Below are 13,687 nucleotides of genomic sequence, written 5' to 3'. Positions count from 1 at the left end.
ATGCGCCGCCGCCTGGCCCTGTTCGCGGCATCGCTGTTGCTGGGCGCGGCGGACGAACCGCAACTGGTGCCCGATGTCTCGCAGCGCGAGGTCGAAATCCAGTACAGCTTCACCGGCGCAGACCTGCTGCTGTTCGGCGCGATCGTCTATCCGGGCGGGGTACGGCCGGAAAAGCCGGCCGATGTCGTGGTCGTGCTCAAGGGGCCGGACCAATCGATCCAGATGCGTGAAAAACAGAAGGTCGCCGGAATCTGGGTCAATGTCGACCGCGCCCGTTTCGAATCCGCGCCGAGTTTCTACGCAATGGCATCGTCGCGCCCGATCAACCAGATCGTCGATGAACGCACCGCCGCCATCTACGAACTGGGCGTCGACAAGCTGCAACTGTCCCCCTCCTCGCTCAACGACAGCGCGGAACTGGACCGGTTCCAGGCGGGCCTCGTCGATCTGCGCCAGCGCGCCGGGCTGTTCGTCGAGCGCCCCGGCACGATCGAGATCAGCGACGGCGTGCTTTACCGCGCCCGCCTGCCTCTGTCCGCCCGCGTCATCGTCGGCGATTACACCGCCGAGACCTTCCTGGTGCAGGACGGCCGGGTCGTCGCGGCGGCGGTGCGCGATATCACCGTGCGGAAGTCCGGTTTCGAACAGTTCATGGCGGTGGCGGCTGAAAGCTGGTCCTTTCTATACGGCCTCGCCGCCATCGCCCTGGCGGTCGGCATGGGCTGGACGGCGGGCGCGATCGCCCGCCGCCTCTAATCAAGCGCGATCCGCTGCCCCTCCAGCCAGTTGCGGACCGGTGCGAGCGCGGCTTCGTGCCGCCTCCAGCGACCGATGGCGTCGGCGTTGAGCGGGCGACGCACCTGCGCGGCGCTCGGGGTCGCCACCGCCGCCCTGTTTTCATGGAAGGACAGACAGGCCGGGTTCCAGTCGAGGCCGCAATGCGCCAGCAAGAGCCGCGTCTGGGTCTCCTGCTCCGCCACCAGCGCTTCATAGGATAGTTGCAGCACCCGCCCCGGAAACAGCCGCTCCCACATCGCCATCAGCCTATCGAAGCGCGCATAGTAGCGCGCTATGTCCATCAGGTCATAGCTGTAGGCATAGTAAGCGGACTGGCTGGCGAAGAGATTCTTGTAGTTGCTCCAGACCGTGTCCATCGGATGCCGGCGCAGGCAGAGGATCGTCGCCTTGGGCAGCGCGCTTGCGATATGCCCGACATACAGGAAATTGGCCGGCAGCTTGTCGATGAAGCGCGCCTTGCCTTCCGGCCGGTGATGGCTGGCCCGCGCCATATAGGCCTGACCCACGGCGCGCGGATCGATCCCCGCGCTGGCCGCGATCGTCTCCGGGTCGATGACCAGCCGGGACCGTGTGCCCGCGAGTTGCTTCACGGCAAGCGGCATGGCCTGCAACTCGCCGGCCGACCCGACCTGCGGGTGCGAGGACAGGATGCGGTCGACCAGGGTGGTGCCGGTGCGCGGCATTCCGACGATGAAGATCGGCGCCGGCTCGTCCAGCCCCACTCCTCCGGCCGCAGACGCACCGTTAGCATATAGCCGCTCGATAGCGTCGAAAATCGCCGCGTCCTGCGCGAAATCATAGCCGATCGCCTGCTTGTGCGCGGCATTGGCGGCAGACAGGCTGGCGAAGGCTTCGGCGCCGTTGCCCAGATCCTCATGACTCTTGGCCAGTGCATAGCGGATGCGCAGCCGGTCTTCCGGTTTGGTCGCTGCGGCAAGCGCGGCTTCGAGGCGCGGGACATGGTTCGCCTCCGCCGTCTGCTTCGCCAGGATCGCCAGCGCATAATGGACCCGCGCGTCGCCCGGATCTACCCGAAGGATCGTCTCATAATGATCCCGCGCCGCCGCGACCCGCCCGGTGAAGCCATAGGCGGCGGCAAGATTGTAGCGATAGCCGAGATTGTCCGGGTCGGCAGCCACCGCCCCCTCGAAGGGCGTGACCGATGCCTCATGATCGCCCAGCCGGGCCAGCACGCAACCGATCGTGTCGAGCGTCAGCGCGTCCACCGGCGCCGCGACAAGCGCCGCGCGCGCGGCCTTTCCCGCCTCGCCATCGCGGCGCAGCAGGATCAGCAGCTTCGCATATTGGGCCAGATGTTCCGCCTCCCCGCCCAACGCCACGGCCTGCTCCAGCATCGGCAGCGCCTTTGCCACCTGTCCCGCCTCGGCGGCGGCCATGCCCAGCAGGAAGAAGCCGGCGGGCTTGCCCGGCTGCGTCATGGCCAGCCGTTGCGCCGCCTGCGCGGCGGCGGGCAGATCGCCCCGCGCCAGTGCGGCGCGCGCCGTCACCTCCAGGCTCATGCGGTTTGCAGGGTGAAGCCCGCCACCCGCTCGATCACCCAGAAACAGCCGATGATCCCGGCCCCGTAGAGCGCGGCCTGCCGCACCCATTGGTCGCGGTCGAAAATCGCGGCCAGCTTCATCGCCGACAGCACCAGCGCCACGAAGATCAACTGCCCCAGCTCCACGCCGCCGTTGAAGAACAGCAGTCCCGACAGCCGCTCCTGCGGCGCCACGCCCAGTTCCCGCAGCACCGTCGCAAAGCCCAGGCCATGGAGCAGGCCGAAGCCCGCGACGACCGCCAGCTGGCGGCGGCGCTTGTGCGGATCGGCCATGTCACCCGGCTGCGCGGCGATCGCTTCCCGCGCCATGAAGGCGATGGAGAGGGCGATGACGGCCTCGACCGGGGGAACCGGCACCTTGACGATGTCGAAAAAGGCGAGCGCCAGGCTGAGCGAATGGCCGATGGTGAAGGTCGTCACCAGCGCCAGCAGGAGGCGCCCGCGCGCCAGCAGGCAGAGACACAGGACGAAGGCGAGATGATCCCAGCCGCCCAATATATGGACGATACCCTGCGCCGTATATTCGACGGCGATCTCCGGCAGCGCCCGCGTCCGCGCGGCCGTCTCGCCGATCGGCAGCGACAGCGTGTCGCCATCGGGCTGCAACGCCTGCTGCACGCGCGCGCCGGTCGCGGTGGAAAGGAAGGTGCCGCCATCGACTGCCCAGGGCGTCACGATCGCATCGTCGGCCGCCAGCGCCCGGTCGCAGGCGATGCCGATCGCATAGCGCGTCATCACGGCTTCGGTCAGCTTTTCCCGGCTCGTCTCGCGACAGCCATCGGGCAAGCCGAGCGGCTTGTCGCTGGCCAGGACCGACGGGATGGAGGCGCTGAGGTCGAAACTGCCCGGATCGATGCCCGGCTGAATGCTGAAGTCGCCGACACGGAACACGTCCGCCTGCGCCGGCGCGGCGAAGCCGACCAACGCCGCCAGCACCAGCAGCATATTCAGCAGGACGGGCCGCACCATTCTATTGTTCCACCCGGACGGCATAGCCCGCTTCCAGCCGCTTCACTTCCTGTTCGACCAGCGCTCCGGTTTCGGCCGCCAGATAATCCTGCTTCACCTGGTCGCGCACGTCGGTATAGGGCAGCATGGCGGACGCACCGCGATTGCGCACGCGGGCGAAATGCCAGCCGCGCGTCGATTTGAGCGGGCCGACCCATTGGCCGGTCGGCGTCTTCCTCAGCACATCGAGAAAGGACTGGCCGAACATGCCGCGCAGCATGGATTCGCCATAGTCGGGCAGATCATGCCCCATCCAGAAATCGTCGCCCTTCACGGTGCCGCCCGACCGCAGCGTCGCCAGCAACGCGGATTCATTGCCCGGCCGCTGCTCGAAAAAGACATGATCGACCGACAGACGCGGTTCGGCGCGGTACAGCTCGCGATGGGTGGCGTAATAGCCCATCAGCTGGTCCTCGCTGGGATCGGCGGGCGCGCCCGCGATCATGAAGCGGACACGGTCGATGAGCCGCTGCTTCGTGGTCTTGTCGGTCATGTGCATCCCCCGCTCCACCGCTTCGCGGAACAGCAGCTCGTCGGCGACATAATCGTGGATCAGCTTGGCCTTTGCCTGTGCATCGGGCTTCCTGCCCGCCATCATCTCATAATCGTCGGACAGGCTCTTCTGGACCGAGAGCGGCACGTCGATCGTCTCGCGCCGGGCGGTCACGGCCCAGTAGAGCGCGAAGATCGCCGCCGCCACGGCGAGAAACACCAGAAACGGATCGCGGTTCGCCAATCCGCGGAGCGGAGTCATCAAACGGCGCATCAACGCTTGCTTCCTTTCACAGCTGCCACACAGGCGGGCCTTCTGGCGGTTATGACGATCCTCCCGGCACCCCCCTCTACGTCAAATGACGCATGGGGCGACGACCCGAAGTTCACACCGTCGCAGGGCGTTACGCCGACGCATTTCCGCCATTTTCCGGACGCAAGGTCACAGCGACGCGCCTGCGACGCGTCTGTGACGCGGCACTGACGCACCACCGACGCACCGATCACGCGCCACTGGCGCGACAAGGCGGCGACAGGCGCGAGCGGAGGCAGGGCGGCGGACGGGTCCATCGGAGAGGATAGACCAGAGAAAATCCTACATTGGAAGGGCGGGATTTGAAGGGGAGATCGGTCAACGGCGGTAGCTGGCAGGGGTGGTCCGGAACCTGTCGGCTCTCAAACTATCCTCACCGTCATTGCTTCGCTACGCTCGCGATGACGGAAAGGGGTGGAAAGCGGATAGGCAGCTTTCGAGGATAGACCTCATGATAGCCGCCAGATTATTTCAGCTATCACCTTTTCCACTGTGCGGTTGTTTCTGTCGCAGACGACTGCGTTGCGCTATTTTTTCTGACCTCTTTGTCGAGAATGCGCCTGTTCCCCTTAGCCGCCGCCCTTCGATCCACATTGTCGCGCAAAAAAATGCCAAGCAGCCAACCACAATAATGGTGGTTTGAAGCCAAGTGGGTGCCGGGATTGATGCCAGCCCGCAAGAAATCAGCAAAGGTAGAAATGCTATAAGTCGATGAGTTAGCGTTTGACTGCCAGTCCAATCAACTTTGATCCATTCACGGTCAATTATCTTTCGGATGAGGGCGAAGATGCTCATGACCAAGCCATAAGGCATTTCCCAATGGATTTGCAAATGACGGGCTTTGAGGTAAGTCCATGCCCGGGCTTAATGACCACAAATGGTCGCTTCTCCCCAGCCCGCCTACGCCAACATGTCCGCGGTGATCGGCAGGGTGCGGATGCGTTTTCCGGTGGCGGCGTGGATGGCGTTGACCAGGGCGGGGATGACCGGCGGCAGAGCGGGTTCGCCAAGGCCGGTGGGCGGATAGGCGGTCTTCACGAACTCGACGATGATCTGCGGCGCGTCGTTGATGCGCAGATAGGGATGGGTGTCGTAATTGGCCTGTTCCACCGCGCCGCCGACCTGGGTGATCTGCTGCCCGGCCAGCGCCTGGCCCAGCCCCTCGATCACCGAACCCTGCGCCTGGTGCAGGGCGTTGATGGGGTTGATGATCTGGCTGCCGACATCGCCCGCGACCCAGACGGTCTTGACCCTGGGGCTGCCGTCCACAATCGCGACCTCCACCACTTCGGCGAAATAGCCCATATGGCTGTAGTAGAAGGCGAAACCCTTGCCGGTCCCCTTGGGCAGCGCCTTGCGGTTCGCCCAGCCGCTCATGGCGACGGCCTTCTCGATCACGCCCTTTGCGCGGACGGTGACGAAGGGCGGGGCGTTGGGGCCGCGCGGCAGTTCCTTCGGATCGCCGAGCAGGTCCAGCATCAAAGTCGGCAAGTCCTTGCCCGCCGCCTGCGCGACTTCGTCCAGGAAAGCCTGCGTGACGAAGGCGAGCGCGTTGGAGCCGGGCGCGCGCAGCCAGCCGGTCGGCATGTTGGTGGCAAGGAAACTCTGTTCCAGCAGCACATGGTCGATCAGCCCGGCGGGCAGTTCGCTGGCGGGCATTTCCGCCGATCGGAGCGGCTTGCCGTCCTTGCCGAAGGTGATGAAATGATCGTGGAAGGCGGTCAGATTGCCGCCCTTGTCGAGTCCGGCGCGCAAGCCGTGCCACCCGGCGGGGCGGTAGAAATCGCGCTGGATGTCCTGCTGCCGGGTCCAGAGCAGCTTCACCGGCACGCCCGGCACCTGCGCCGCGATCACGGCGGCCTGCACCATATAGTCGTTCATCAGGCGCCGGCCGAAGCCGCCGCCGATGCGGGTGAAGTTGATGCGGATCTTCTCCGGCGGCAGGTTCAGCGCCTTGGCCACGAGCGCGCGGCCGCTTTCGGGGTTTTGCGTCGGCGCCCAGATTTCGATCGCGCCGTCCTTGAACAACGCCGTGCAGTTCTGCGGCTCCAGCGTGCCATGGGCGAGGAAGGGATAGGCATAATCGGCCGTCACCGTCTTGGCGGCGGCGGCAAAGGCGGTCGCGATGTCGCCGGTGCGGACGATGTCGCCGTCGGCCTTGCCCTTGCGCCGTTCGGCGGCCTGCGCGGCATAGCTTTCGGTCGAAAAGCCGCTGACGGCGCTCATGTCCCAATCGACCTTGAGCGTTTCGCGCGCCTGGTTGGCGCTCCACCAGCTTTTCGAGAGGATGGCGACGCCGTCATGGCCGGACTCCGGCGTGCCGTCGCCCTTGATCGTCAGCACATGGGCGATGCCGGGGAGCGCCTTCACTTCGTCCAGATTGGCGGACTTGAACGTGCCGCCATGGGCCGGGCAGGTTTCCAGCACGGCGCAGAGCATGTCCGGCAGCGTGAAGTCGATGCCGAACAGCGGCTTGCCCGCGACGATGGCCGGGGTGTCGACGCCGCCGACCGACTGGCCGATGATGCGGAAGGCGGCGGGGTCCTTGAGCTTCAGCGTCGCCGGATCGGGCGCGGGCAGCTTCGCCGCTGCCGCCGCGAGCGAGGCATAGGTCGCCGACTTGCCCGATGCGGGGTCCGTCACCTTGCCGCCGCCGGTCCTGAGCGTGTCGGGCGCGACGCCCCAGCCTTGCGCGGCGGCGGCGACCAGCATCGCGCGCGCCGCCGCACCCGCCTGCCGCGTGGGCAGCCATTCGCGCGGTGTGGTGCGGCTGCCGCCCGCGCTCTGGCCGCCGAAAATCTTTGCATCGGCATGGGTCTGCTCGATCGTCACCTGGCTCCAGTCGACGTCCAGTTCCTCGGCGATCATCATGGGCAGCATGGTCTTGGCCCCCTGCCCGATCTCCGCATTCTTCGCGCCGATGATGACGCGATTGTCGGGAAGGATGCGGATGAAGGCGGTGAGGATGACGGGCGTGCCGTCGGCCGCCTGCGCTACGGCCAAATTGAGGTCGAACAGCAGCCCGCCCCCGGCCAGCAGCGAGGCGGAGATGAAGCCCCGGCGGGACAGAGTGGCGGCGCTCATGCTTTTGCCTCCACGATGCCGGCAGCGTCCTTGATCGCCGCGCGGATGCGGACATAGGTGGAGCAACGGCACAGATTGCCCATCATCGCCGCGTCGATCTCCTCGTCGCTGGGCTTTGGCGTGGTGGCGAGCAGCGCAGTGGCGCTCATGATCTGGCCGGCCTGGCAATAGCCGCATTGCGGCACGTCATGCCTGATCCAGGCGGCGGCGATGCGCTTGCCCGCGTCCCCCGTCTGCACGCCCTCGATCGTGGTGATCGCCTTGCCCGCGACATCGCCCAGCGGCGTCTGGCAGGATCGCACCGCTTCCCCGCCGACATGCACGGTGCAGGCGCCGCACAGGCCCGCGCCGCAGCCGAACTTGGTGCCGACCATGGCGAGATCCTCGCGCAGCACCCACAGCAACGGCTTGGCCGGATCCCCCTCGACCTGCCGCCTCTCGCCATTCACCGTAAAGCTGACGCTCATGTCGCTACCCCGTTACTGATGCCTTCATTAGATGCCGATCCGCATCCTCCTGTCCAGCAGGTTCAGGACAGGATCGGAATCTTGTCGTCCGCCTCGCTCTCCTGCGGCTGGACATGGACCAGCAGCGCATCGAGCTGCTCGCGCGCCTCCACCACCCCGCGCGCGAGCAGCCGCCCCCGCGCGTCGATCAGCGCGGCGGACGGACGGTCCCCCGCGCGATAATCGCCGAGCACGTCCGCGTTCAGGATGATGTCGGTGTCACGGATGCGATGCTGGCGCAGCAGATCGCCATAATCCTCGGCCCGCCCTTCGCCAAGGAACAGCAGTCGCAGCTGCTTGCGATCGGTCAGCGCCAGCGCGTCGCGGATGGCGGACCGACTTGCCGCGCAACCGGGGCGGATGAACAGCAGCAGCATCGCCCGCCCGTCGGCGCTCGGCCCGCCGATCGTCAGCATGTCTCCAGCCAGCGTCGGCGCACTGACCACCGGGGCCGCGCCTGCCGTCATGGGGAGGCCGCGCGCGGCCGCAGCTCCGCCGCGATCCTGCAACAGGCGCACCTGCCGCGCCAGCGCGACCACCGCAACGGCCAGCAGGATGACGATGATCCAGAGAAGGAAAAGCGATGCGATCAGCACGTATGGCCAAAGCCTTTGACAGGGGATCCAGATGCCCGACCATCGCGCTAACCCGCCCGGCGATCCCGCTCGATAGGGCGTTTGACGTAGGGCGCCGCGCGCCCCGGCCGCTATGTCGGAACCAGGGTCGTTCGCAGGATCCTCTCGGGCGGCGCAGGCCGCCCCGCAGCAAGCGCGCAAAACACCTCTCCCATGGCGCTTGCTCCGGCCCGGACTCCCCGGTGAGTCCGGGCCGTTGCCGGGAGCTACGTCAATCGCCCCATGTGCCGCATTGTCCTCCGCCTCTAGCTTTCGGGACGAATGTCCGAATTTAGGGGAACAGAAGGCATGAGGATGAAATATGGGCTGCTGGGCGCCTTGCTCGCCGCCACGGTCATCTCGTCGGCGGCCGTGGTCGCGCAGAATGACAAGCCGGCCATCCCGCCCGCGCTGGAAGCCAAGATCAAGAGGCTGTCCAAGGAAAAGCGGGACTTCCTGACCTCCGACCCGGCGGAAATGTTCGCCGGCTCCTATGACAAGCTGTTCGAACGGCTGGCGACCAAGAGTCCGCAGGAAATCGACGCCTATGTCGAGGCGATGATGGACGCGGTGGAAGCGTCGAAGTTCAACCCCAAGGCCGACATGGCGGCGATCCCGCTCGATACTGGGAACGAGAATTTCAACGGCTGGAAGCTGCGCCGGCCCGATGGCCTGGACCCCAAGCGTGAGCCGGGTCCGTTCGAACTCAGCTATTACGCCAATGGCCGTGGGGGTGGCGTCTATGGCGGCGGCATCGCGACCTTCGCCGGCGCGCCGGTCGCGATTTTCCCCGAGGATCTGGTCGCGGGCAAGGTCGATGTCGCGATCGTGGGCGCGCCGCTCGACATGGGATCGGGCTACCGCGGCGCGAAGGGCGGCCCGTCGGCCATGCGGACCCAATATGGCGCGGGCGGGATCGACATGTACACGATGGTCGATCCGTCCAAGGAACTGAAGATCGTGGATTATGGCGACATCGCCGTCGACAATATGTCGACCGAACGGACCGTCGCCCATGTCCGCGAGCGCGTGGCGGAGATCGCCCGCACCGGTGCCATCCCCTTCATCGTCGGGGGCGACCACAGCCTGGAATATAGCGACGTCGCCGGCATCGCCGATGTCCATGGCAAGGGCAGCTTCGGCGTCGTCCATTTCGATTCCCACTATGATGCGGGCAAGGGCGGCGTCCATTTCATCACCCATGGCGCCCCGGTCTATCGCGCGGTCAAGGAAGGCCATGTGCTGGGCAAGAACTATATCCAGGTCGGCCTGCGCGGGCCGTGGCCGGAAAAGGAAGGCTTCGAATGGATGCGCGACAATGGCGTGCGTTACCATGCGATGCCGGAAGTCGAGAAAAATGGCTGGGCCGCCACGATGGAGCGCGCGCTCAAGGAGGCGCGGGAGAGCGGCAAGAAGCTCTATGTCTCTTTCGACGTGGACGTGCTGGACCCCGCCTTCATCCCCGGCACCGGCACCCCGGTTCCCGGTGGCCTGACCATGCGCGAGGCGATCCCGATCGTGCGGCGCCTGTGCGCGGAAAACGAGCTGGTCGGTTTCGAGATCGTGGAACTGGCGCCGGTGCTGGACCCGACCTATCGCAGCGCATTGAACGCCAATTTCATCATGCACGCCTGCCTGACCGGCGTCGCCATGCGCAAGAAGGGCATCAGGCAGCCCGGCTTCCTGTCAGACCTGACCACCGAGCATGGCCAGCCCTTCCATGGCGAGAAGGCCGCGAAGGAGGGCAAGGCCGAGAAGGTCGATCCCAATTTCGCGCGGGGCGGCCGTCGGCCGACGACGTAATTTCCCTCCCGCGCACGGGGAGGAATGAGCCAGGGCGTGCCGGCAGAGCCGGCCGCCCTCTCGTCCCATACGTCATATGCCCCATGTCGTGACCCGCCGGGCCTGACCAGATGGTGCCCATGACCGTCCAACGCGCCATCGTCCCGCCGCCCCGCTCCCGGCACCAGCGGGTCGATGGACGCGCGATGGTCGCCTTCTCCCCGCGCGGCATCCGCGACATGATGCAGGTGGCGCCGGCCCGGCTGCTGTTTCCCGACGGGCGCGATGGCGACTTCCCGCTGGCCGTCACCGTCACCACCAGCGGTGGCCTCACCGGCGGAGACCGGCTGGCGCTCGACATCATCGTCGATCCGACGGCGGCCGCGACGATCGTCCCGCAGGCGGCGGAGAAGCTCTACCGCGCGCTGGACGAGGACGAGCCGACGCGGATCGACACGCGCATCACGATCGGCGCGGGCGCGACCTGCGAATGGCTGGCGCAGGAGGCGATCCTGTTCGACCGCAGCCGGATGCGCCGCACGCTGGACGCGAACCTCGCCCTCGACGCGCGGATGCTGGCGATGGAGATGCTGGTGCTGGGGCGCGGCGCGATGGGCGAAACCTATGCCAGCGGCCTGATCCACGACGCCTGGCGCATCCGCCGTAACGGCCGGCTGGTCTGGGCCGACACGCTGCACGTCGAGGGCGATTTCGCCGCCCAGGGTCGCGCGCCGTTCGGCTTCGGCGATGCCACCGCCATCGCCACTCTGGTCTATGCCGGACCGGACGCCGCAGACTATCTCGACCTGGCGCGCAGCCTGTTCGCGGGGCCGGGCGCGGGCGCGACCAGCTTCGACGGCCTGCTGATCCTGCGCCTGACCGCCGCCGATCCGCAGGCGCTGCGCAAGGATGTGATGCGCGCGGCCGGCGTGCTGCGCGCGGCGATCTTCGGCCTGTCGCCAACCATGCCGACCATCTGTTACTGTTAGGACCATCATGAATCTGACGGGGCGCGAAAAGGACAAGCTGTTGATCGCCATGGCGGCGATCGTCGCGCGGCGCAGGCTGGAGCGCGGGGTGAAGCTCAACCACCCCGAAGCGATCGCGCTCATCACCGACCATGTGGTGGAGGGCGCGCGCGACGGCCAGACCGTGGCCGCGCTGATGGCGAGCGGCGGCCATATATTGACTCGCGACCAGGTGATGGAGGGCGTAGCCGAGATGATCCACGACATTCAGGTGGAGGCGACCTTTCCGGACGGCACCAAGCTCGTCACCGTGCACAGGCCGATCCGGTGAACAGTATCTTGCCCCTCAATCCGTTCGCCCTCATCCTGTCGAAGGGCCGTTCTTCTCTTCCGGAAAGAGCGGGGCTTGGACAAGCTCAGCCCGAACGGGTCGGGAGGTCAGCATGATGATCCCCGGCGAAATCATCCCCGTCCCCGGCGACATCGTGCTGAACGCAGGGCGAGAGCCCATCACGCTGACCGTCGCCAACAGCGGCGACCGGCCGATCCAGGTGGGCAGCCATTATCATTTTGCCGAGACGAACCCCGCGCTGGTCTTCGATCGCGACGCGGCGCGGGGGTATCGGCTGGACATTCCATCGGGCACCGCCGTCCGCTTCGAGCCGGGGCAGAGCCGCGACGTGCAAGTCATCCCCTATGCGGGCGATCGGGTGGTGATCGGCTTTCGCGGCGATGTGATGGGGGCGCTCTGACATGCCCGTAACCATGAGCCGCCGCGCCTATGCCGGCATGTTCGGGCCGACCGTGGGGGACCGGGTGCGGCTGGGCGACTCTTCGCTGCTCATCCGGGTCGAGGAAGACCGCACCATCTATGGCGAGGAGGTGAAGTTCGGCGGCGGCAAGGTGATCCGCGACGGCATGGGCCAGAGCCAGATGAGCCGTGGGGATGGCGCGCCCGACACGGTCATCACCAACGCGCTGATCCTGGACCATTGGGGGATCATCAAGGCGGACGTGGCGATCCGCGACGGCCTGATCGCCGCGATCGGCAAGGCGGGCAATCCCGATGTCCAGCCCGGCGTCACCATCCCGATCGGCCCAGGCACGGAGATCATCGCGGGCGAAGGGCGCATCCTGACCGCCGGCGGCATCGACGCGCATATCCACTTCATCTGCCCTCAGCAGGTGGAGGAGGCGCTCAACGCCGGCATCACCACCATGCTGGGCGGCGGCACCGGCCCGGCGCATGGCACGCTGGCCACGACCTGCACGCCGGGGACTTGGCATATCGGGCGGATGTTCCAGGCACTCGAAACCATGCCGATGAATTTCGGCCTGATGGGCAAGGGCAATGCCAGCCAGCCGCACGCGCTGGAGGAGATGGCCCGCGCGGGCGTATGCGGCCTCAAACTGCACGAGGATTGGGGGACGACGCCCGCCGCGATCGACTGCTGCCTGTCGGTCGCCGACGAGTATGATATCCAGGTCGCGATCCATACCGACACGCTGAATGAAGCAGGCTTCGTCGAAAGCACGATCGGCGCGTTCAAGGGCCGCACCATCCACGCCTTCCATACCGAAGGGGCGGGCGGCGGCCATGCGCCCGACATCATCAAGCTGGCGGGGCTGCCCAATGTCCTGCCCTCCTCCACCAATCCCACGCGGCCCTACACCGTCAACACGATCGAGGAACATCTCGACATGCTGATGGTGTGCCATCATCTCGACCCGCGCATCGCCGAGGATGTCGCCTTCGCCGACAGCCGCATCCGCAAGGAGACGATCGCGGCGGAGGATATTCTCCACGACCTGGGCGCCTTCTCCATGATGTCGTCGGACAGCCAGGCGATGGGCCGGGTGGGCGAAACGATCATCCGCTGCTGGCAGACGGCGGACAAGATGAAGCAGCAGCGTGGGAGCCTGGAGTCGGACGACGCCGACAGCGACAATTTCCGCGCGAAGCGCTACATCGCCAAATATACGATCAACCCGGCGATCGCCCATGGCATTTCGCACATTGTCGGGTCGATCGCGGTCGGGAAGCTGGCCGATCTGGTGCTCTGGTCGCCCGCTTTCTTCGCGGTGAAGCCCGACATGGTCATCAAGGGCGGCAGCATCGCCACCGCGCCGATGGGCGATCCCAATGCCAGCATCCCGACGCCCCAGCCGGTCCATTACCGCCCGATGTTCGGCGCGCTGGGCCGGGCCGGCGCCTTGTCTGCGGTGCATTTCGTGTCGGCAGCGGGTATCGCGGAGGGCATCCGCGAGCGGCTGCAACTGGCGCGCCCGCTGGAGGCGGTGCGCAACACGCGCGGCGGGATCGGCAAGGCGTCGATGATCCTCAATGACGCGATGCCGCATATCGAGGTCGATCCCGAGACCTATGAGGTGCGGGCCGACGGCGAACTGCTTACCTGCGAACCGGCCAGCGTGCTGCCCTTCGCGCAGCGCTATTTCCTGTTCTGATGGTTGAGGTCAGGCCCAATTCCTCCCCCATAGGGGCGGGGGGACCGCCGCCGAAGGCGGTGATGGAGGGGTGTCCCGATCTCGATAGCGTCGAT

General features: G+C 66.6%; 12 protein-coding genes. 6 read left to right on the top strand and 6 right to left on the bottom strand.

Going from position 1 to position 13,687, the window contains the following annotated elements:
* Positions 1-756, top strand: coding sequence for a TIGR02186 family protein (locus K3M67_RS02830; protein WP_066861640.1), 756 nt, complete (start codon positions 1-3; stop codon positions 754-756).
* Here the strand turns inward: K3M67_RS02830 and K3M67_RS02825 are convergent.
* The 6 genes from K3M67_RS02825 to K3M67_RS02800 form a co-directional block, all read right to left on the bottom strand.
* Complete coding sequence (locus K3M67_RS02825) at positions 753-2,318, bottom strand: tetratricopeptide repeat-containing sulfotransferase family protein (protein ID WP_285832200.1); 1,566 nt, start codon at positions 2,316-2,318, stop codon at positions 753-755. The genes K3M67_RS02830 and K3M67_RS02825 overlap by 4 nt on opposite strands.
* The gene (locus K3M67_RS02820) at positions 2,315-3,328 is read right to left on the bottom strand and encodes a HupE/UreJ family protein (protein ID WP_066861648.1); all 1,014 of its coding nucleotides are present in this window, start codon (positions 3,326-3,328) and stop codon (positions 2,315-2,317) included. The genes K3M67_RS02825 and K3M67_RS02820 overlap by 4 nt, the downstream gene beginning before the upstream one ends.
* 1 nt (position 3,329) lies before the next feature.
* Positions 3,330-4,121, bottom strand: a complete 792-nt coding sequence (locus K3M67_RS02815) for a peptidylprolyl isomerase (protein ID WP_157102578.1) — start codon at positions 4,119-4,121, stop codon at positions 3,330-3,332.
* Between the two features lie 951 nt (positions 4,122-5,072).
* Entirely contained in the window at positions 5,073-7,256 is a 2,184-nt protein-coding gene (locus tag K3M67_RS02810) for a xanthine dehydrogenase family protein molybdopterin-binding subunit (RefSeq protein ID WP_285832199.1), read from the bottom strand.
* A complete protein-coding gene (locus tag K3M67_RS02805) occupies positions 7,253-7,723 on the bottom strand; it encodes a (2Fe-2S)-binding protein (protein WP_066861658.1) in 471 nt (156 codons plus the stop codon). Before K3M67_RS02805 ends, K3M67_RS02810 begins: the two co-directional genes overlap by 4 nt.
* Before the next feature lie 62 nt (positions 7,724-7,785).
* Positions 7,786-8,358: a thioredoxin domain-containing protein gene (locus tag K3M67_RS02800; protein ID WP_285832198.1), complete on the bottom strand. Its 573-nt coding sequence runs from the start codon at positions 8,356-8,358 to the stop codon at positions 7,786-7,788.
* Between the two features lie 327 nt (positions 8,359-8,685).
* Here K3M67_RS02800 and K3M67_RS02795 point away from each other — a divergent pair, with 327 nt between their 5' ends.
* From K3M67_RS02795 to ureC, 5 genes are all read left to right on the top strand, one after another.
* Positions 8,686-10,179, top strand: a complete 1,494-nt coding sequence (locus K3M67_RS02795; RefSeq protein WP_285832197.1) for an agmatinase family protein — start codon at positions 8,686-8,688, stop codon at positions 10,177-10,179.
* Positions 10,180-10,298: 119 nt separating this feature from the next.
* A complete protein-coding gene (locus K3M67_RS02790; protein WP_285832196.1) occupies positions 10,299-11,147 on the top strand; it encodes an urease accessory protein UreD in 849 nt (282 codons plus the stop codon).
* Between the two features lie 7 nt (positions 11,148-11,154).
* On the top strand, positions 11,155-11,457 hold the full coding sequence (locus tag K3M67_RS02785; RefSeq protein ID WP_066861669.1) for an urease subunit gamma: 303 nt from the start codon (positions 11,155-11,157) through the stop codon (positions 11,455-11,457).
* A gap of 115 nt (positions 11,458-11,572) precedes the next feature.
* Positions 11,573-11,878, top strand: a complete 306-nt coding sequence (locus tag K3M67_RS02780; protein ID WP_066861735.1) for an urease subunit beta — start codon at positions 11,573-11,575, stop codon at positions 11,876-11,878.
* 1 nt (position 11,879) lies between these two features.
* Positions 11,880-13,592 carry an urease subunit alpha gene (gene ureC / locus K3M67_RS02775; RefSeq protein WP_285832195.1) on the top strand — a complete coding sequence of 571 codons (1,713 nt, stop codon included), beginning with the start codon at positions 11,880-11,882 and terminating at the stop codon, positions 13,590-13,592.
* The last annotated feature ends 95 nt before the right edge of the window (positions 13,593-13,687 follow it).

The sequence above is a fragment of the Sphingobium sp. V4 genome (genome assembly GCF_029590555.1).
Classification (GTDB): domain Bacteria; phylum Pseudomonadota; class Alphaproteobacteria; order Sphingomonadales; family Sphingomonadaceae; genus Sphingobium.
This window is presented reverse-complemented; position numbering and strand designations above follow the sequence as displayed.